This is a genomic window from Arsenicibacter rosenii (assembly GCF_001870735.1).
GTDB lineage: Bacteria > Bacteroidota > Bacteroidia > Cytophagales > Spirosomataceae > Arsenicibacter > Arsenicibacter rosenii.
On sequence record NZ_MORL01000001.1, the window covers coordinates 304,011 to 323,750 of the forward strand.

The following is a 19,740-nucleotide window of genomic DNA, read 5'->3' on the forward strand; positions in this document are numbered from 1 at the left end:
ACTCTTGGGTTAAGCCAGGCTCCGGCCAGTCAGCTAATAGTCGTGCCACCACTAAGCAAACGTAAGTTACCGCACTAGTGGACGGGATTGAGACATATTCAGGGGGGGGGGAGATCGGGCGCTAAAGGTAACAAATGGTCCGGTAGTGCGGATTGCAAATCCGCGGTTATGGAGTTCCGGATACGGAGATCCGGAACAGCAGAAGAATAACAGACAGCAATCACCTGCTTTGCTCTACACGTTAACCGACTTCGCAAAATCTTCAATTGTAGTCTGTGGTTTGCCCAGGTCCGCCCAGGTTCGGGCGGCTTCAAACACTTCGGGATAGTTGTTCAGCGCCTCGCCGATGTGACGGCCATAATCGGCCTGTTGGGTGAACCGGCTGCCTGCTTTCAGCAAAACCGGCGGTACGGTCAGGGTCATCAACCGCGAGGCCGCATAGGCGCGCACAAACCGTTCGGCGGCTTCGTGCTGGGTAATGCCCTCCGGACCCTGAATCACATATTCCTGTGGCTGATCGCCCGCAAGCTGCAAGGCCGCAGCAACCTGCCGGGCATAGTCCTGTGCGGCGATGTAATACGGCTGAACCGGCGAGCGGCCAATCAGCAGGATAAAAGGCCCGAGACGCTGGGTGTGCAGGAGCGTTTCCATAAAACAGGAGGGATAAAAAATGCTGTAGTGCAGCCCTGCCGTTTTAATACGCCGGACAGCTTCCTGCTTGATCCGGAAAACCCACCAATCGAACTCATGCATACCTTGATACCGCATTACAATTGACGACAGATAGGCAATCCGTTTTACACCGGCCGCTTTCGCTGCCGTCAGCACATGCGTTAAGCCGTCTGATTCGGTATGAAAATCACCGGGTTTTTCCGTTTGTTTTACCGACAGGTTCAGGTAGACGATATCGGCGCCCTGAAACGCGGCAACAAGGCTGTCCGGCTGCCGGAGATCACCGGCGACTACTTCGGCTTTCTGAAAGAGCCGTTTTGCGTTCTCTGGCTTACGAGCCACAATGCGGACCGGAAAACCGGCTGCGAGCAGGCCCTCTGTTACCGGCCGGCCCAACATGCCGGTGGCGCCGATGACAGCCACAAGCGGACGGGATTGAGACATATTCAGGGAGGGAAAAGATCAGGCGCTAAAGGTAACAAATTGTCTGGTAGTTCGGATTGCAAATCCGCAGTTAGGGAGTTCCGGAACCGCAGGGTAACGAGTGCGGTTAGCGTTTGTTAACAGACTTTAAGCATTTTTAACGGAAGGCATAGTATGCTTTATCAGATATTTGCGGAGGTCGGAAAAGTGTCGTTCTGATCTTGTTTTCACTCCAAAACACACAAACAACCATGAAAGCACACGCCTTCGTAGTCAACCTCGCCTTTGTCGTTGCGGCATCCTTTTTTACGGTTTCCGTGGCCCGTGCGCAGAGCCCGTCACAGCCGGCTGTTCCGCTAAACAAGACGGTCTACACAGAAAAAACAGCTAAGCAGGAGATCAAACAGCTCTACAAACGGCTTAAGGCGGGAGAGTCCTTTGAGGGGCTGGCACAGCAGTATTCTCAGGATGTCGGGTCACGGGAGCACGGCGGTGATCTGGGCTGGGCGAAACCACGGGTATATGTACCGCCGGTTGACAAGGTACTGGCCAGGTTAAAGCCCGGTCAGTATTCAAAGCCGTTTAAAACGGTATTCGGCTACCACATTTTTCAGCTGGTCGACCGGCGCGAAAACGAGTCGTGGAGCAAACACATTGTCCTGTCGTTGAAGCGGGATACGAAGACGGCGCAGCTGTAACGGCAGGGGGCACTGTCACTGTAAAACGGCATGTCATCGACCGGTGGCGCAGCCGTTTTACAGCTGAATTTGTCAGGTTGGAAAACTTTAGCCATTATTGAACCGGCAATCGGCGAGTAGTTGCCCACCTGACCTTAATCATGAAAAGACGTTCCTTTATTAAGCAAAGCGGTGCCACCGGTTTAGTGGCGCTTGTCACTCCTGCCTCCATCGTTTATTCCGGTCGAAAACCGGCTGCGCCCTCTCCCTTACTAGAGTCGTTCAGAAACCCGCCCGATACGGCAAAGCCACAGACCTGGTGGCACTGGATGAACGGCAATGTAACCAGAGAAGGAATCACGCTCGATCTGGAAGCCATGCAGCGCATCGGCATCGGCGGGGTACAGAATTTTGACGCAGGAACGGGCATCCCGAAGGGGCCGCTCGAATACCTGAGCCCCGAATGGCTGGAGCTGAAAAAACACGCCATTCAGGAAGCGCAGCGGCTCGGCCTCGAATTTACGATCCACAACTGCCCGGGCTGGTCGTCGAGCGGCGGGCCGTGGATAACGCCCGAACAGTCGATGAAGCAACTGACCTGGAGCGAATTGTGCGTAGAGGGCGGCCGCCCCGTAAACCGTAAACTGCCTCAGCCGTATACCAAGCTACAGCATTACCGCGATGTGGCGGTATTGGCCTACCCGTCGTTGTTCGGCGAGATGGCTTTTGAGAATAGCATCGGTCGCGTAGAAACACCGGTTGGGGCGGTCGATATCAGCGGATTAAACGGTGAAGACAAAGAGGGCGTTACGGTTCAGGGCACAACGGCCGACCAGCCGTCGTATCTGCAGATCAACCTGAAAGCTACGGTTGAGGTGCAGGCACTGGGATTTGTCGGGCAGGTTGTGGATACCGGCGGGGGCGGATTTGGCGGTTCGTCGGTATCCATTGAGGTTTCAGAAGACGGCGTGTCGTTCCGGAAGCTGGCGACCGTGCCCGTAACCGATGTGATGTCAAGGGCCGAATTTCCGTCGGTTATGGTGAAGGCCTTTCGGTTTGTCTCGGCAAAAACCATTCAGTATACGGGTATCCATTTCTCGAACGCCCTGCGCCTGACCGACTGGCGCAAAAAGGCTAACTACGCCTTCAGCGGGGTGGCGGGGGCGGCCCCCCAAACGACACCGCCCGAAAAATCAGCCATTGTCCACCGGAATACCCTTGTTGACCTGACCGACAAGGTCGATGCTACCGGCCGCCTGCAATGGGATGCGCCGGCGGGTGACTGGACCATCCTTCGCTTCGGCTATACGTCGACGGCAACCATGAACCGGTCGGCGCCTGATACCGGCATCGGGCTGGAATGCGACAAGTTCAGCAAAGACGCCATAACGGCCCACTTTAATAAAATGATGGAACAACTGCTGCCTACCCTTGAGCCGCTGGCCCGACAGGGCAAGGCCGGTCTGCTCATCGACAGCTACGAAGTGGGTATGCAGAACTGGACGGATGGGTTTGAAACCCATTTCCGCCAGCAAAACGGCTATGACCTGCGGACGTATTTACCCGCCATGACCGGCCGGTTTCTGGATTCCGTTGACACAACCGAACGTTTTTTGTGGGACATCCGCCGTACCCAGGCCGACCTGATGGCCGATGCCTATTACGGTCAGTTCACGACGCTTTGTCACCAGCACGGCCTGATCGCCTATGCCGAACCGTATGACCGGGGCCCGATGGATGAGCTACAGACCGGTTCCCGGGTCGATGTCAATATGGGGGAATTCTGGAATGGTCTCTCTACGATATTCCAGAATAACCTGACCATGCACCGGACGGTTAAACTCGCGGCATCTATTGCCCATACGAACGGAAAAGGGGAGGACAAGCCGCAGGTGGTCGGGGCGGAGGCCTTTACCGGCGAACCCGAATCGGCCCGCTGGCAGGAATACCCGTTCGGCATGAAAGCCCTGGGCGACAAGCTGTTTAGTCAGGGGCTTACCCGTGTGATTTTCCATCGCTATGCCCATCAGCCGCACCCGACCGCCCAGCCGGGCATGACGATGGGACCGTGGGGCATTCATTTCGACCGGACCAATACGTGGTGGGAGCAGGCGCGGCCCTGGATGGCTTACCTGTCCCGCTGTCAGAGCCTGCTTCAGCAAGGGTTGTTTGTCGCCGATCTTGCCTATCTGGTTGGCGAAGAAGGCAATGCCTATGCAAAAGTGAGTCCGGATGAACTGAATCCGGCACCCCCCGAAGGCTATGACTATGATGTCATCAGTGCCGAAACCATTCTCCGCCATGCACGGATGGTAAATAATCGGCTCACCCTGCCGGATGGCATGAGTTATCGGGTATTGATCCTGCAACACCCGGAAGGCATATCGCTGCCGCTGTTACAGAAAATCAGGGAACTGGTGATGCAGGGCCTGGTCATTATAGGTCAGCGGCCTGCACGAACCCTTGGGTTGCGCGATGCCGGAAAAGACCTTGAGTTTAACCGGATCCTGGATCAGTTGTGGGGGCTTAAAAGTGCGGTACCGCCGGTGGAAAATGTCGTTGGTAAAGGCATGGTATATGCCGGAAAAACACTTCCGGATGTGTTGAAGGCTATAAAGCTGCTTCCGGATGTGGTGATTACGTCGCGATCCGGGGATGCTCCGGTTACCTGGATTCACCGCCGGATTGGCAGTGAGGATGTCTACTTCCTAACCAATCAGCGACGCACGGCTGAAGAAATAGCAGTGAGTTTCCGGATTGCCGGAAAACTGCCGGAGATCTGGGATGCGGATACCGGAACGGTGACCAGAATGAACCTGTATGAAACCGAAGACGGGCAGACGCGGATACCGCTCCGGCTCGAACCGGCAGCGTCGGTGTTTGTTGTGTTCCGGCAGGGAGCGCCTGAGAACCAATATGTCTCGGTGTCCAGAGATCAGCAGCTCCTGCGGGCTGCGCGTCCGTATCCGATCGTGTCACCGAAGCGGTTTACGGATGTCGTTAATACCTTCACGATCAGCGTGTGGGCAAAACCGGAGCTGAATATCATGCTCTCGACGCAGAATTTCATGGATGGGATTGCGGATCCCTGGACGGATTTCTATGCGATTTATCCTGCGTCGGGAAAGGAATTGTACGGCGCTAACCACGCGGCTTCCGGGCTGGCCATCGGGCGGAACGGCGTCGCCGTCTGGGAACGGGCGGGCGGTAAGCCGGTATTGGTTCTGGCCGCTCCCGCCGCTATCTCAGGGTGGAGCCATATTGCGGTGGTATACCGCGAAGGCGCACCGTCGGTTTACGTGAACGGCAAACTGATTCAGCGGGGAAAAGCGTCCGGTTATCAGATACATCCAACCCTCGATCAGGCCTTTCTGCGCGATGGCGCTTCCTGCTACAATGGGGATATGTCGGTGCCTCAACTGGTACGGGAGGGGTTGCCGGATGACCGCATCCGTCAGCTGGCCAGAGAGCGATATACCCCGGTAGAGACAACCCCCGTCATTTCCGTCACCGGCGAGGAGAGAGCTTCTTTCCTGTTCTGGGAAAACGGCAAATATGTGTTCCGCGACCGTGCGGGCAAAGAACGATCCATTCCGGTAGGCAGCCTGCCCGAACCACTGGTGTTATCGGGAAGCTGGCAGGTTTCGTTTCCGCCGGATCGGGGGGCACCGGCAACGATCGGGTTATCCGAACTGATCCCGCTTCAGAAACATCCGGAGCCTGGCGTCCGGTATTTTTCCGGTACGGCAACCTATACCCACGTCTTTGACCTGAACCCGGCAATGACCGGTCCGAACCGCCGGATTTATCTGGATCTGGGTAGGGTAGAGGTGATCGCCGAAGTACGGCTGAACGGAAAAAGCCTCTCCACACTGTGGAAACGGCCCTTCCGGCTGGATATTACCGATGCCGTTAAACCCGGAACCAACCAGCTGGAGGTGCTGGTCACCAATCAATGGCCCAACCGGCTGATCGGCGATGCGCAGACGCCCGATGTAGATGCCTATACGCCGGGGGCGGGCGGGAGCGGCTTCGCCAGCCTGAGCGGCGGGGCTATTCAGCAACTGCCGGCCTGGTACAAAAACGGAGCCCCTAAGCCTGACGACGGTAAGGTTACGTTTGCTACCTGGAAGCATTACACAAAGGAGTCGCCATTACTCGAAGCCGGTCTGATCGGCCCCGTCCGGCTACTGCCGGTCATGCAGGTGACGATTTGAGATAAAGAGTGAAAGGGTGAAAGAGCGAAAGAGTGGCTGTCAGCCAATTAAGTGATTTAGTGGCGGAGCATGTCGCTCTTTCACTCAATCGCTCATTCACTCTTTGAAAAACGTGTAGTGAAGGTAAAAAAACGGGTGAACGCCTGGCGCTCACCCGTTGCGCTCTCTGCGTTTAATCAACGCGCTGATCAGCCTTTTTAGTCTGATCTTTGGCTGTACTTTCATGTGATTTTCGTTGCTCTTCATGTTCGTTGAGTTGTTTAATGGAACGATCCGACCCGCCTGGCCGGCCTTCTAAGGAGTACAGAACGGGTGCGTTTTACCCTTTTTTGAAAAACGTAGGAAACGTTACCGGTTGTTAACTTTAGTAGCCGGAACCGAAAAATGTACGCGGATGAACAAGCTTTTTTTGTTCATTAATGGTGCCAACTGTATTCGGGCCGTTGGCTAAATGGTTTAGCCGAAAAAGCCGGGGTTATGTTTACGAATCAATGAAGAATAACTTATTATAAAACAACGCAACGTATGAAAACGCCGAATCATCAGTACATTTCCTCGAAAGCCCGACAGCGTAAGCTGTACGCAACCCCGGTTCTCCGCATCATCTTAACTGGTTTATTCATTGCCAGCTTAATGGTTGTTTATAAGCTTAGCCAGCCCGGTACCGGCACGCAGCTATATCAGACAATTTCATTTGCTTCATTAGCCCCCATACTGCGTGGCTCTGTTTTATTTTTTCTGGCCATATCGGTGTTCAGCCTCATTGGCTTAGCCTGTCTTCCTCCGGTGACAACAAGTGAAGAACATGCCCGCCAGCCCGACGACGTTACTGTCGACAAGGAACTTCCGGTTACCGGTACTTCCCGGGTACTGGTTTTCCGCCCCGATCTTACTACAGCCGCTGCCGATCAACATCCGGAGCTGGTCAGAAAATGAATGTTCCGGTTTTCGGTGCTATCCGGATGCTGAAGTTTTAGCCATAGAAGGGTTTGGTTTTTGTGTAGATGCGGTTATTCTGTAAGCCCGAATGGATATCGGGCGTCCAGTATCGGACATCCGTTATCCGGCATCTGATACATTCAGGGAAGGTACCGCTCTACGGCCGTTCAGTCAATGCCATCCGGATGAGTTCGGCCGTATTTTTAACCCCTGCCTTCTTAATCAGGCTGGCCCGCTGGTTGGCCACCGTATTGGGGCTGATATCAAACTGTCCGGCGATTTCGCGGCTGCTCATGCCTTGCGTCAGGCAGGTCAGAATCTGGGCTTCGCGGGTCGTAATTTTATGCCAGACGGTTTTGCTGCGGGGAATAGCCGGATCGTCTTCTTTTTTTACTTTCGGGATAATCAGATGGCGGATAATAACGGATGATGCATTCGGCGGATAATACAGTTCGCCGGTTACAACCGTCCGGATGGCGCGTAAGATTTCGTCCCGGTCCGTATCTTTCAGCAAATAGCCGGCGGCCCCGTTCTGAACAGCATTCAGGATGTAATCCGGATTGTTATGCATGCTGAAAATGAGTGATTTAACACGGGGGAACTGACGGGTAACCACTTTCGTTACTTCAATCCCTGACATACGCGGCATGGTGATGTCCAGGAGGAGAACATCCGGTTTGAGGGTTGGAATGAGCTCGATCGCATCGTCGCCGTCGGAGGCTTCACCAACGATCTCAATGTCTTTTTCGTCTTCCAGCAGGTTGAGAATTCCTTTTCTTACTACCGAATGATCATCGGCGATTAACACGCGGATAGGCATAACCATTAACTTTTTAGGGTCGTATTACCGGGCGATTTTTACATAGACTTTTGTCCCTTTTTTCAGTTTCGACGTCAGTACAAATTCACCGTTCAGCAACCGGGCCCTTGTTTTCATATTTTCTAAACCATTGACAATCGGATTCGCTTTCCGGACGTTCTTCAAGACGAATCCTTTTCCGTTATCTTCAACAGACAATGTAAGATACGTTTTTTCCTGCACTATCTTCATGAAAATATGTTCGGCATCAGCATATTTTATCGCATTGTTGAGCGCCTCCTGCGCAATCCGGTACAAGCCAATCTCAATGGCAGGGGGGAGCCGGTCTACCGGACTGCCTTCAAAGGTGATTGTGCGTCCGGCAATGTGGGCCGTTTGTTCGGCAAGCAGCTGCAGCGCGGCCGACAGGCCGAAATCACCCAGTACTGACGGCATCAGGTTATAGGAAACCTGACGGGTGGTCCGGATCGTTTCCTGAATAAGTTCACATAGTTCGTCGAATCGTTTCCGGAGTTTGTCATCGTCGATCTGCACGCGTTTCAGGCTTTCGGCGTGCAGCTTCAGTCCGGTCAGCATCTGCCCGATGCCGTCGTGGAGCTCGCGGGCAAACCGCCGCCGTTCTTCTTCCTGGCCTTCCAGCAGCGCCGCCGAACGAACACGGTCTTCCGTGCGCTGTAATTCATACTTTTCTTCCGTTGTCCGGATGAGTTCTGCCTGTGTATCAATAAGTTGCTGGTTAGTGTCCGCCAGTTCATTATTGGCAACGGCCAGCTGGTGGTTGCTGTACCGCAGGGCATCTTCTGACTCGGTCAGCTTGCGGATAATGGTCTGCGTATGGCTGACAACCGGACGGAAAATGAAAAGTCCTTCAATCAGCACGGTAATCAATGTGGCAATGCCCAGTACCCATTCAACCTGTTCGAGATAGCGGACCCGTTCAAACGTTTCGACATCAAACCGGAATACGATTTCGTTCATTTGGTCAAGATAAGCGGGCTCCTTCTGCAGAATAACCAACAGGGCTTTTCGCTTTATCTCATCCGAAGCCTGTGGATTGGTAAAGGAGGCAAAACCGGCCCGGATTGCCTGAAAAGCCGGTTCAATCCGGATAAACATGCTGTCGATGGCCGGACTTTTACGGACCGTAAAGCGCTGTTCCATGAGCAGGCTGCCGGTTTTCAGCTCCATATGCACGCGGCTCCAGACAGCGAGCAGGGAGTCAAAGGCTACGGTGTCGCTGGCCGGTATCTGTTCCAGATCGAGCAGGGCCAGTTTGGTCAGGCGCTGGCTCAGCATCCGCTGGCGACCGGCCACGTTCAGCACCCGGCCATCGTCGTTGTGGTCGTTGATCGTCTGCTTGATAAAAAATAAGCCGCTCATGGTCAGGACCGCAATAACGGTCAGCGCCATGACATAGAAACGGGTCAGTCGCCGGGCTACCAGCTGGTCAAGTTCCTGCACGGGGGTAAAGCTATTGAGTGATTGAGTGAATTGTGATTGAGTGATCTGCTCTAAGCCGGAGCTGAACGTATAGAGGCTTCAGTATAAACAGGCCATTCAACTAAATTTACCACATAGACACATAGGGCACATCAGTGATAAAAATCTTTTTTTCTATGTGGCTATGTGGTTAACGTCGATTTATAACGGATCGAAAATCCCTGCAAGGTTAGTGCTCAGAAGTACAGGAAAAGCAGGTAAACCATTTCCGGTCGGGTTGCTTACCCCTCAATGCCCACAAACACCTGATCGTTTTCAACCCGGACGGGGTAGGTGCGGATCTGGTATTCGTCGTCGGTGAGGCATTGACCGGTCCGGAGCGAAAACGTTTTTTTGTGGAACGGACAAGCGACTTTCGGCTCTCCCTGATGGCTGCCGGTCATGCCCCGCGACAAAGCCATCTGCTGACGGTGCGGGCATTGATTATCGGTGGCATACCACTCGCCGCGGCGGGCAAAATGGAAAATGGCTATCTGGTGGCCATCGATCAGGGCACACGCCCCGCCGTCGGCCGGAATATCGTCGATGTGGCAGGCCATGTGCCACGTGATTGATAAGGTTAACATATTGATTTTGATCGTAAACGTGTATTGCGGCATGATATTCCGCTACTTACCGGATGAATCGCATTCATTACGCGGCATGACATTCCGCGCTACCGACCTTATATCGTCCATTCCTGCGCCCGTTTCTGGGTGCGGAGCGGCGTAAAGGCAACCGATGGGTCTTTAAGGTCGGGCTGGTTCACAAAATGGGTAAAGCGCTTCCGGAGTTCAGGCGTTTCTACCACATCCTTCCACTCACAGCGGTAGTTGTTGACCAGTTCCTGCATACCCGCTTCCAGATCGGCCGCAATCCCCAGCACATCGTCGACGATCACCGCCTTGAGGTAGGTCATGCCGCCTTCCAGTTTGTTGAGCCAGGTGGCAGTACGGGTCAGCGGATCGGCGGTCTTGATGTAAAACATCAGGAACCGGTCGATCAGCCGGAGACAGGTCTCCTTGTCTACATCGGTGGCCAGCAGCTGGGCGTGTTGCGGTTTGGAGCCACCGTTGCCGCAGACATACAGGTTCCAGCCCTTGTCGGTGGCGATGATGCCGAAATCCTTGCTCTGCGCTTCAGCACATTCGCGGATACAGCCCGAAACCGCCGATTTCAGCTTGTGCGGCGCGCGGAGGCCCTTGTAACGCTCTTCGACCTCAATGGCAAACGTCACCGAATCCTGCACCCCAAACCGGCACCAGGTTGATCCCACACAGCTTTTTACCGTCCGCAGGGCTTTGCCGTAAGCATGACCGCTTTCAAAACCGGCCCGAATCAGTTCTTCCCAGATCGCCGGTAAATCACCGACGTGGGCGCCGAACAGGTCAATCCGCTGGCCGCCGGTAATCTTGGTATACAGCCCGTACTTTTGCGCTACCTGCCCGATCACGATCAGCTTTTCGGGTGTAATTTCGCCGCCCGGAATCCGCGGAACTACTGAATAGGTGCCCCCTTTCTGGATATTGGCCAGATAGCGGTCATTGGAGTCCTGCACCGGTGCACGATCCTGTTCCAGAATATTTTCGTTCCATAAACTGGCCAGTACCGATGCTACAAGCGGCTTACAGACTTCGCAGCCATCCCCGTGCCCGAACTGGTTCAGTACATCGCCATAGGTGCGCAGTTTGTTGATTTTCATCAGATCAAACAACTCCTGGCGCGAAAAATCGAAGTGTTCACAGATCGTATTCCGGACATACAGTCCTTGTTCTTTCATGACGCCCTGGATCAGGTCCTTCACCATGGGTGTACAGCCGCCGCAGCCCGTGCAAGCCTTGTTTGCTTTTTTCATGGCGTCGACCGTTGTACAGCCATGTTCCTTAACCTGTTGGCAGATCATCCCTTTCGTCACAGCCTCACAGGAACAGATCAGGGCATCGTCGGGCAGGCTCATGACTCCCGCACCGGTCGCCTCTTCGCCGCCGCGGGCCCCCAGAATCAGGTCTTCGGGGTCGGGCGGCAGTACCGTTTTGTTTTTACAGGTCTGGAGAAGCATGTTGTACTGCTCCGCATCGCCCACCAGAATACCGCCGAGCAGCTCCTTGCCGTCGGGCGACAGATTAACCCGCTTGTAGATGCCTTTGGCCTTATTGTCGTAGATAATGGTCCGGCAGGCGGGTTCTGCCACAAACGGATCGCCGAAACTGGCCACGTCAACCCCGATCAGTTTCAGTTTGGTCGACATGTCGAACGGCTTGAACTGTTTCGGCTCACCGGTAAGCTGTGAGGCCACCACATCGGCCATGTCGTAGCCCGGCGCAACCAGCCCGTAGATCATATTATGTACCAGGGCACATTCGCCGATGGCAAAAATGGCAGGGTCGGTGGTCTGGAGCTGATCGTTGACCAGAATACCGCCGCGCGGATGGGTATCAAGGCCCGCCCGTTTGGCCAGTTCGTCGCGCGGGCGGATACCGGCCGAAATAATCAGCATATCGACATCCAGCCGCGAACCGTCCGTAAACTCTATGCCATTCATCGTGTCGCCGCCGGAAATCTGTCGGGTGCTTTTGGACAGGTGAATGGCCAGGCCGAGCGATTCGAGTTTTTGCTGAAGCATGGCCGAGCCTGCATCGTCGATCTGCCGGGGCATCAGGCGTTGGGCAAATTCGACAACATGCGCTTCGTCGAGGCCCAGATCAAGCAGCGCCCTGGCCGCTTCGAGACCGAGCAGACCGCCACCGAGCACGGCTCCTTTGCGTGCGGTACGCGCGTACGATTGAATGAGTTCGAGATCTTCGATGGTGCGGTAAACAAACACGCCGTCTTTTTCAACACCCGGAATAGGCGGCACAAAAGCGGCCGAGCCGGTGGCCAGTATCAGGTAGTCGTAAGGAACGGCCAGACCATGATGCGAATAAACGGTTTTCGTCGTCCGGTCGATCTCTGTCACCGGATCGCCCAGGTACAGCTCAATGCCTTCGGCCGCATACCAGCCGGTACCGGCCAGTAGCAGTTCATCTGCCGTTTTTCCGGCGAAATAGGCGCTTAAATGCACGCGGTCATAGGCCGCGCGTGGCTCTTCCCCGAAAACGGTTATCCGGAAATCTGCTTTGTCCGGCGCTTTGGTCCGGAGCTTTTCACAGAACTTGTAGCCGACCATGCCGTTTCCAACGACCACAATTCGTGTATTCGTTTGTGTTTTCATAGTTAGTAGTAACTATAATTTTATGACAACCCGTAATTTTTATTGTGTTATTTCAAGAATCACCCCCATGACTGCCTGAAATTGCGTAGGTCAAAATTAAATGGTGTTTTTGGTAAATCCTAGTTTATTATTTGTTAAATGGTTAATTTTTAAACTTATTTTTTTGATAAACTATTGTTTTTCGAAATTTTAGGTATAGATTTGAAGCAGTTAATCATGTAGTTAAAAATAACTATTGATAGTACATTATTAATATTCATTACCTGACGCAAACGATCATGCAACCTAAACTGACATTAGTAGGCGCCGGACCGGGCGATGGCGAACTGATAACCCTGAAAGGGATCCGGGCGCTGCAAAAAGCCGATGTGGTGCTGTATGATGATCTGGCAAACGCGACGCTGCTGGACTTTGCGCCGGCGCATTGCCTGAAAATGTATGTCGGGAAGCGGGCCGGAAAACCGTCAAAGGCGCAGGACGAGATCAACACGCTGATTGTACGCCTGGCGACGCAGCACGGGCATGTGGTCCGGCTGAAGGGGGGCGATGCCTACGTGTTCGGCCGTGGTTTTGAAGAGCGTACGTATGCACTTGACCATGGTATTTCCTGCGAAGTAATACCGGGCGTATCGAGCAGCATTGCCGTACCGGCCGCTCAGGGCATCCCGGTAACCTGCCGTGGTGTCAGCGAAAGCTTTTGGGTCATTACCGGAACGACCCGCAGCGGAGGTATGTCGAAAGACATGGAACTGGCCGTACAGTCAGACGCGACGGTGGTCGTATTGATGGGGCTAAATAAGCTACAGGATATCTGCGCGTTATATGTCCGCAACGGCAAGGCAAACCTGCCGATGGCGGTCATACAAAACGGTACACGCACGGGTGAACAGTGTGTGGTAGGGCAAGTTTGGGAAATACCGTCACTGGTTGCTGCACAAGGCGTGGGGGCGCCCGCAGTGATCGTGCTCGGTGAGGTGGTTGCCTTGCACAAGGCGTATTTACCGGCTTATCTGCAAAGCCTGCAACTCGCTTGCATCTGATTAATAAAAAAGCCGATCCGGTGTGGGGGCACCTTGTGGATCGGCTATGTTCGGGTTGTCTATGTTAAACACAAACGTTTCAAAGAAAATGAAAAAAACTTCCTGAACCAAATCTGCCTCACCGGCCGAAATGGTGCGTCTCTTCCTGTCGCCTGAAAAAGGCATCTCCTTTGTCTTCTGATTCAAGACGTTACGTCTGACGTTTGCCCGTCCGGGGTATGGCCGCATATTTCCGTTACGACTATTGCTACCTGAACTATTCTCACGAATTACCATGAAATTATCTTTATTAGCTATAGGGGTTACCTTAGCCGGTTGTACGTTACCGGCAACCACAGCCCGGGCCCAGTTTTCGTTAACCGGTCAGGTCCGGACGCGGACTGAAGTCAGGGACGGACTGGGAAACCTGGCACCGAAAGACAGTAAAGCAGCCGTTTTCACGTCACAGCGTACCCGCCTGACATTTGGCTATAAATGGGACCGCGTACAGTTTCAGACGGCCGTACAGGATGTACGGGTCTGGGGCCAGGATGCGGCAACGATCAACCATGCAGACGGTAACCGCCTGATGGTTCACGAAGCCTGGGCCGAGATTACGCTGGCCAATAGTGCCGATACGACGATTAAGTTTAAGCCAATTCAGAATTTGTCGCTCAAAATCGGCCGGCAGGAGCTCGTTTATGATGATGTGCGGTTGCTCGGTAATCTGGACTGGCTGCAACAGGGCCGCCGGTTTGACGCGGCCCTGCTGAAAGCCCAGCACCTGGGATGGGCGCTGGATCTGGGAGCGGGGATGAACCAAAATACGGATGCGTTTGGCACTGTGGGTACGTATTATACAGCCGGCAATGCTCCGGCATCGGCCCTGTCGACCAAAAATGTCACCCTCGCGATACCGTCCGGTTTTCTGCCGACAAGCGGTAAAGGCGGTGCACCGGTGCTGGCAACACCCCTGAGCACCAACGGACAGAACCAGCAGTTTAAATCCTTTCAGATGGCGTATCTGACGCGGAAGTTTAACCAGACAAAGTTCTCGGCGCTCTTTTTTAAAGACGACTTCCAGAAGTATCGTATAGACTCTATCGGTAGCGCAGCGGCAGGCTACGTATATGGCCGCCGTTATGATGTCTCAGGCGTCAATTCACGGGTAACCTACGGGGCCATGCTGACAGGTCAGTTCGGTAATGCGTCATCAAAAATTGGTAAAGTGCAGTGGCAGGCGTTTGCCTACGGGCAGAGCGGTAAGGACCGCGATGGTCTGAAACTGAAGAAGGCGTATCACTATGGTGCTAATTTCATGGTCCAGAAAGGGTTATTCAGCGTAGGGCCAGGCTATGAGGTCTTGTCAGGAAATAACGCCGAAACGATCAAGGCCGGCGAAACGGGCCGGTTTGATCCGCTGTATGGCACGCCGCACAAGCACTGGGGCTACATGGACTATTTTTACGTGGGCACCGGTTCGCCGGCAGGAGGCCTGAAAGATGCCTTCCTGAAGTTTAAATACGCCGGAAACCGCCTGACCACCACCCTGGATGCGCATTACTTTGCCCTTGCCTCCCCGACCTATAACAAACTGCCGGATGCGGCTTCGGGGGCGAAGGTAGACCCGAAACTAGGCATGGAATACGATTTCACGGCCACCTACCTGCTGAACAAGTTCACGACCCTGGAATTCGGTTATTCGCTTATGCAGGGTACTAACAGCCTTGAGTATGTGAAGCAAGGCACTATGAATCAGCGCGATCATCTGGGCAAATGGGCTTATCTGATGATTAACATCCGTCCCGACTTTTTCTACACCAAACCGGTAGCCATCAAACAATAAGCAAACAAGCAAAATTAGATTTATCCGGAGAGCAAAGGGTTGTATGTCAATGGGTTATTCACTCAATCGCACATTCACTCAATCGCTCAATAACTTAAGACCATCGTAGTTGCCTGACCGGTGTCCCCCGGCCGGTCAGGCGCATTTGTCAAACCAGTTACTCCAGTACGAATACGACCATGAAAAAGACATATATACTGCTGTCAGCCTGTCTGCTGACCCTGGTTTCTATGGCCATTACGGCCTTTAAACCCGCCGCTGAGCCGATTAAACTGGGCTTTATTCCGTTGACCGACTGCGCGCCGCTGGTGGCCGCCAAAGAATTGGGTTTGTTTCAGAAATACGGCGTTGACGTGCAGCTGAGCAAGGAAGCGTCGTGGGCCAATGTACGGGATAAAATCCTGAACGGCGAGCTGGAAGGAGCGCACTGCCTGTTTTCGATGCCGATGTCGGTCTATACGGGTGTGGGAGGCAAAGCGGGCTCTGAGATGAAAATCGCCATGGTACTCAACAACAACGGGCAGGGCATTACCCTGTCGAAAGACTTCTGCGGGCTGGTTGGCTTTAAGGACCTGAAACATGTGAACGGGGCAATCGGTCAGCTAAAACAGCGGAAGGAAGTAACGTTTGCCATGACATTTCCGGGCGGCACCCACGACATCTGGCTGCGGAACTGGATGGCGGCGGCGGGCGTCAACCAGAAGTCGGTCGGCATTATCACCATCCCGCCGCCGCAAATGGTGGCCAACATGCGGGTGGATAACATGGAAGGCTATTGCGTCGGAGAGCCATGGAACGGTGTAGCTGCCACGCAGAATGTCGGTTTTACGCATATTGCTTCACAGGATATCTGGAAAAATCACCCCGAAAAGGCGCTGGTCGTCAATAAGGAATTTGCCGGCACGCGGAAGGAAGACCTCAAAAAAGTCATGAAAGCGATCATTGACGCCTGCCGGTGGCTCGACGATATGGGCAACCGGAAAAAGGCGGCAGCCTGGCTGTCGAAACCCTATTACGTCAATGCACCGGTGAGTGTGCTGGAAGCCCGCCTGCTGGGGTCGAATGATCTGGGCTGTGACCTGGGCGTACAGAAATACACCAGCGACAAGATGATGTTCTACAACAACGGCATCGTAAATACACCCCTGAAAGCACACGCCGCCTGGTTTTTAGCCCAGTATGTACGCTTCGGGCTCGTCAAATCGGCCCCTGATTACAAAGAGATTCCCGAAAAGCTGATTCTGGACGATCTGTTTGCCGAAGTCGCCAAAGACATGAACGTGCCGGTACAGGCCGATATGAAGCCCTTCAAAACGGCACTGGACATTGAGTTTAACCCTGCCAATCCGGCTGCTTATCTGGCTGGTACTAAACACTGATCTGACGATGAAAAAGGTATTCTCACTAGCCAATGTCCTGGCTGTGGCCTGGTTTGCCGGTAGTCTGGTACTGCTGATAGCCATCTGGTGGGTGGTCTCGCTGGTCACGGCGCATGAAATTCCGGACCCGGCAGCCACCTGGACAGTCTTCTCGGAGATGCTTCAGGATCCTTTCTACGATTACGGACCCAACGATAAGGGCATCGGCATTCAGCTCTGGGGGTCGATTAAACGGGTCGGTGCAGGTTTTTTGCTGGGGAGCCTGGTCGCCATTCCGATGGGGTTGCTGATGGGCGCTTCGCCGGTTGGCATGCGGCTCCTGAACCCGCTGGTTCAGATTCTGCGGCCGGTGTCGCCGCTGGCCTGGTTTCCGCTGGGATTGCTGGCCTTCAAAGCTGCCGAAGGCGCTACGGTGTTCATCATTGCCATCACCTCGCTGTGGCCAACCCTGATCAACACAGCGTTCGGGGTGTCGAGTATCCCGCAGGATTTCAAAAACGTAGGCAAGGCATTCGGCTTTTCACGCTGGAAATACGTCAGCAAAATCCTGATTCCCTATGCGTTGCCCCACATGATTACGGGCCTGCGCCTGTCCATCGGGGTGGCCTGGATGGTGATTGTCGCGGGCGAAATGCTGTCGGGCGGAATCGGTATCGGATTTTTTGTCTGGGATAGCTGGAACGGCCTGAGCCTCGAAAAAATCCTCTCGGCCATTCTCATCATCGGGTTTGTCGGCCTGCTGCTCGACAAGCTGTTCAACGGATTACAACAACTGGTGACGTACGACAAAAAGTAGCCGTCACGGATAAAAACCTGAGTCCTTATGCAACCAAAGCAGTTTGTAGATATGCCGGGTGCACCGGTATTAGGAAAAAATAAACGCCCCGTCAGCATCGACGTGAAGGATGTAACGATTGCGTTTCCGTCGCGGGGGAAAGGCGTGTTTACGGCGGTAAAAAACATTGACCTGTCAATTAGCAAGGGCGAAATCGTCAGCATCATCGGTCATTCAGGCTGCGGGAAATCGACACTCATGAACGCTGTCAGCGGGATGGTTAAACCCACATCGGGCGAAGTGATTGTCAACGGAAAGCGGGTTACGGGCCCGGGGCCCGACCGTGGCATTGTTTTTCAGAATTATTCGCTGTTGCCGTGGCTCACCGTATACCAGAATGTATATCAGGCGGTTGACGCCGTTATGCCTGCGAAAACGGCGGCCGAAAAGCGGGAGCTTGTGGAGCGGAACCTGACAATGGTGAATCTCTATCAGCACCGCGATAAACTGCCTTCGCAGCTCTCGGGCGGCATGAAACAACGGACGGCTATTGCCCGGGCGTTTGCCATCAATCCGTCGGTATTGCTGCTCGACGAGCCGTTCGGGGCGCTCGATGCCCTGACCAAAGGCAGTATGCACATCGAACTGCTGAAGCTGTGGAATCTGGATCACCGCGAAAAAACGATCATCATGGTTACCCACGACATTGAGGAGGCCATTTTCCTGTCCGACCGCGTGGTGGTGATGAACGACGGTCCGGCCGCCACCATCCGGGAGATTGTGGACATACCCCTGGCGCGGCCCCGTAACAAGAAGGCGATTATTCACCTGCCGGCGTACATGGCCGTTCACGACCGGCTGCTCAGTTTACTCACCCAATCCTTTTCCATTGAGGACGAAGGTGTCGAATACCAGGAGTAAGCAACTGATCAGTAGGGAGTACGAAGAGGATTTTACGATTATTTATGATTTGGGATATGAAAAACAGCACCAACAAGTCGTTAGAAAAACTAACCATTTTTAGTGTTAATAGTGTGCAGATGCGCACCTTCCACCTGACCTGGCTGGCCTTCTTTTTCTGCTTTTTCGGGTGGTTCGGGTTAGCTCCCTTAATGAAAGTGATCAAGGACGATTTGGGGTTAACCAAAGCGCAGATCGGCAACGCCATGATTGCCTCCGTGGCAGCAACGGTCGTTGCCCGCATGCTGATCGGTCGTTTGTGTGACAGCTGGGGACCACGCAAAACGTATTCGTTATTGCTGGCCCTGGCCTCTATTCCGATCATGGGTGTAGGCCTGGCAAACTCCTACGAAGGGTTTCTGCTGTTCCGGCTGGCCATCGGCGTCATCGGGGCGTCGTTTGTCATTACGCAATACCACACCTCGGTGATGTTCGACAAAAAGATTGTCGGCACGGCCAATGCGGTAGCCGGTGGCTGGGGCAACCTGGGCGGCGGGGTAACCAACATGGTGATGCCGCTGCTGTTTGCGGGTATTGTCGGCCTGGGCTATGTGCCGGGTACTGCCTGGCGCCTGGCCATGGTGATTCCGGGTGTGGTGCTGCTGTTGCTGTCGGTGGTTTATTATCGCTTCACGAAAGATACCCCCGCCGGTAACTTTGATGAGCTGGCCGAAAACCAGACTATACCGTCGCCGAAAGCAAAGGGTACCCTGGCAAAAGCGGCAAAAGACCCCCGGACGTGGGTGTTGTTTCTGGCCTACGGTGCCTGTTTTGGCATTGAGGTGACATTTGACAATGTGGCGGCCCTGTACTTTTCCGAACGGTTTGGTGCGACCCTGACTACCGCCGGGTTGCTGGCCGGTACCTTCGGTTTCATGAACCTGTTTGCGCGGGCCGTGGGCGGTATTGTTGCCGATAAGGTCGGGGCACGGAACGGTCTGCGCGGCAAGGGCCTGCTGCTGGCCGGGCTGCTCCTGCTGGAGGGTATCGGCATTGTTCTGTTTGCGCAGACCGGCAGCCTGACCATGGCCGTCATCGCCATGCTTGGGTTTGCGATGTTCCTTAAAATGGCCAACGGCGCGACGTATGCCATTGTTCCGTTCGTGAACCGCAAGGCCATGGGCGCCGTGAGTGGCATCGTCGGGGCGGGCGGGAACGTGGGAGCGGTGCTGGCCGGTTTCCTGTTCAAGTCCGAAACGATTTCCTATACCGAAGCCTTTCTGATGATCGGCGTAGCGGTGGCGGTTGTCGGGGCGGTGGTAGCGGTTACCCGCTTTGAACCGGTTCCGGTGGCCGAAAACGAATTAGTAGCGGTTTAAACGC

At 54.2% G+C, this 19,740-nt stretch carries 15 protein-coding genes; 9 read left to right on the top strand and 6 right to left on the bottom strand.

The window, feature by feature from the left end; translation table 11 throughout:
- Positions 1 to 234 precede the first annotated feature (234 nt).
- Positions 235 to 1,116 carry an SDR family oxidoreductase gene (locus BLX24_RS01100; RefSeq protein ID WP_083421741.1) on the bottom strand — a complete coding sequence of 294 codons (882 nt, stop codon included), beginning with the start codon at positions 1,114 to 1,116 and terminating at the stop codon, positions 235 to 237.
- A gap of 230 nt (positions 1,117 to 1,346) precedes the next feature.
- Between BLX24_RS01100 and BLX24_RS01105 the strand changes: the two genes are divergently transcribed.
- The 3 genes from BLX24_RS01105 to BLX24_RS01115 all read left to right on the top strand — a co-directional run bounded on the left by BLX24_RS01105 (position 1,347) and on the right by BLX24_RS01115 (position 6,925).
- On the top strand, positions 1,347 to 1,793 hold the full coding sequence (locus BLX24_RS01105) for a peptidylprolyl isomerase (protein WP_071501237.1): 447 nt from the start codon (positions 1,347 to 1,349) through the stop codon (positions 1,791 to 1,793).
- 140 nt (positions 1,794 to 1,933) lie between these two features.
- A complete protein-coding gene (locus tag BLX24_RS01110; RefSeq protein WP_071501238.1) occupies positions 1,934 to 5,989 on the top strand; it encodes a glycosyl hydrolase in 4,056 nt (1,351 codons plus the stop codon).
- 525 nt (positions 5,990 to 6,514) lie between these two features.
- Positions 6,515 to 6,925 carry a hypothetical protein gene (locus tag BLX24_RS01115; protein WP_071501239.1) on the top strand — a complete coding sequence of 137 codons (411 nt, stop codon included), beginning with the start codon at positions 6,515 to 6,517 and terminating at the stop codon, positions 6,923 to 6,925.
- Positions 6,926 to 7,085: 160 nt separating this feature from the next.
- On the opposite strand, the gene BLX24_RS01120 is transcribed toward BLX24_RS01115, so the two are convergent.
- The 4 genes from BLX24_RS01120 to nirB all read right to left on the bottom strand — a co-directional run bounded on the left by BLX24_RS01120 (position 7,086) and on the right by nirB (position 12,438).
- Positions 7,086 to 7,748 (bottom strand): response regulator transcription factor, encoded by a 663-nt coding sequence (locus BLX24_RS01120; protein ID WP_071501760.1) that lies wholly within the window; start codon positions 7,746 to 7,748, stop codon positions 7,086 to 7,088.
- Positions 7,749 to 7,772: 24 nt separating this feature from the next.
- On the bottom strand, positions 7,773 to 9,209 hold the full coding sequence (locus BLX24_RS01125) for an ATP-binding protein (protein WP_071501240.1): 1,437 nt from the start codon (positions 9,207 to 9,209) through the stop codon (positions 7,773 to 7,775).
- 260 nt (positions 9,210 to 9,469) lie between these two features.
- Positions 9,470 to 9,814: a nitrite reductase small subunit NirD gene (gene nirD / locus BLX24_RS01130; RefSeq protein WP_071501761.1), complete on the bottom strand. Its 345-nt coding sequence runs from the start codon at positions 9,812 to 9,814 to the stop codon at positions 9,470 to 9,472.
- 98 nt (positions 9,815 to 9,912) lie between these two features.
- Positions 9,913 to 12,438 carry a nitrite reductase large subunit NirB gene (gene nirB / locus BLX24_RS01135; protein WP_071501241.1) on the bottom strand — a complete coding sequence of 842 codons (2,526 nt, stop codon included), beginning with the start codon at positions 12,436 to 12,438 and terminating at the stop codon, positions 9,913 to 9,915.
- A gap of 278 nt (positions 12,439 to 12,716) precedes the next feature.
- Here nirB and cobA point away from each other — a divergent pair, with 278 nt between their 5' ends.
- Positions 12,717 to 13,478: a uroporphyrinogen-III C-methyltransferase gene (cobA, locus tag BLX24_RS01140; protein WP_071501242.1), complete on the top strand. Its 762-nt coding sequence runs from the start codon at positions 12,717 to 12,719 to the stop codon at positions 13,476 to 13,478.
- Here cobA and BLX24_RS01145 read toward each other — a convergent pair whose 3' ends face one another.
- Positions 13,479 to 13,664 carry a hypothetical protein gene (locus BLX24_RS01145; protein ID WP_143092535.1) on the bottom strand — a complete coding sequence of 62 codons (186 nt, stop codon included), beginning with the start codon at positions 13,662 to 13,664 and terminating at the stop codon, positions 13,479 to 13,481.
- Between the two features lie 88 nt (positions 13,665 to 13,752).
- Here BLX24_RS01145 and BLX24_RS01150 point away from each other — a divergent pair, with 88 nt between their 5' ends.
- The 5 genes from BLX24_RS01150 to BLX24_RS01170 all read left to right on the top strand — a co-directional run bounded on the left by BLX24_RS01150 (position 13,753) and on the right by BLX24_RS01170 (position 19,736).
- A complete protein-coding gene (locus BLX24_RS01150; RefSeq protein ID WP_071501244.1) occupies positions 13,753 to 15,303 on the top strand; it encodes an alginate export family protein in 1,551 nt (516 codons plus the stop codon).
- Positions 15,304 to 15,482: 179 nt separating this feature from the next.
- Positions 15,483 to 16,682: a CmpA/NrtA family ABC transporter substrate-binding protein gene (locus BLX24_RS01155; RefSeq protein ID WP_071501245.1), complete on the top strand. Its 1,200-nt coding sequence runs from the start codon at positions 15,483 to 15,485 to the stop codon at positions 16,680 to 16,682.
- A gap of 7 nt (positions 16,683 to 16,689) precedes the next feature.
- On the top strand, positions 16,690 to 17,478 hold the full coding sequence (gene ntrB, locus BLX24_RS01160; RefSeq protein WP_071501246.1) for a nitrate ABC transporter permease: 789 nt from the start codon (positions 16,690 to 16,692) through the stop codon (positions 17,476 to 17,478).
- 27 nt (positions 17,479 to 17,505) lie between these two features.
- Positions 17,506 to 18,378: an ABC transporter ATP-binding protein gene (locus tag BLX24_RS01165; protein ID WP_071501247.1), complete on the top strand. Its 873-nt coding sequence runs from the start codon at positions 17,506 to 17,508 to the stop codon at positions 18,376 to 18,378.
- Between the two features lie 56 nt (positions 18,379 to 18,434).
- Positions 18,435 to 19,736 (top strand): NarK family nitrate/nitrite MFS transporter, encoded by a 1,302-nt coding sequence (locus BLX24_RS01170; RefSeq protein ID WP_071501762.1) that lies wholly within the window; start codon positions 18,435 to 18,437, stop codon positions 19,734 to 19,736.
- The last annotated feature ends 4 nt before the right edge of the window (positions 19,737 to 19,740 follow it).

What these genes read in the sequence shown, in the direction of transcription:
- nirD (WP_071501761.1), bottom strand. Translation starts at nt 9,814, where the DNA reads ATGTTAACCTTATCAATCACGTGGCACATGGCCTGCCACATCGACGAT.
- nirB (WP_071501241.1), bottom strand. Translation starts at nt 12,438, where the DNA reads ATGAAAACACAAACGAATACACGAATTGTGGTCGTTGGAAACGGCATG.
- BLX24_RS01165 (WP_071501247.1), top strand. Translation starts at nt 17,506, where the DNA reads ATGCAACCAAAGCAGTTTGTAGATATGCCGGGTGCACCGGTATTAGGA.
- BLX24_RS01170 (WP_071501762.1), top strand. Translation starts at nt 18,435, where the DNA reads ATGAAAAACAGCACCAACAAGTCGTTAGAAAAACTAACCATTTTTAGT.
- BLX24_RS01150 (WP_071501244.1), top strand. Translation starts at nt 13,753, where the DNA reads ATGAAATTATCTTTATTAGCTATAGGGGTTACCTTAGCCGGTTGTACG.
- BLX24_RS01100 (WP_083421741.1), bottom strand. Translation starts at nt 1,116, where the DNA reads ATGTCTCAATCCCGTCCGCTTGTGGCTGTCATCGGCGCCACCGGCATG.
- BLX24_RS01110 (WP_071501238.1), top strand. Translation starts at nt 1,934, where the DNA reads ATGAAAAGACGTTCCTTTATTAAGCAAAGCGGTGCCACCGGTTTAGTG.
- cobA (WP_071501242.1), top strand. Translation starts at nt 12,717, where the DNA reads ATGCAACCTAAACTGACATTAGTAGGCGCCGGACCGGGCGATGGCGAA.
- BLX24_RS01115 (WP_071501239.1), top strand. Translation starts at nt 6,515, where the DNA reads ATGAAAACGCCGAATCATCAGTACATTTCCTCGAAAGCCCGACAGCGT.
- BLX24_RS01120 (WP_071501760.1), bottom strand. Translation starts at nt 7,748, where the DNA reads ATGCCTATCCGCGTGTTAATCGCCGATGATCATTCGGTAGTAAGAAAA.
- BLX24_RS01105 (WP_071501237.1), top strand. Translation starts at nt 1,347, where the DNA reads ATGAAAGCACACGCCTTCGTAGTCAACCTCGCCTTTGTCGTTGCGGCA.
- BLX24_RS01155 (WP_071501245.1), top strand. Translation starts at nt 15,483, where the DNA reads ATGAAAAAGACATATATACTGCTGTCAGCCTGTCTGCTGACCCTGGTT.
- ntrB (WP_071501246.1), top strand. Translation starts at nt 16,690, where the DNA reads ATGAAAAAGGTATTCTCACTAGCCAATGTCCTGGCTGTGGCCTGGTTT.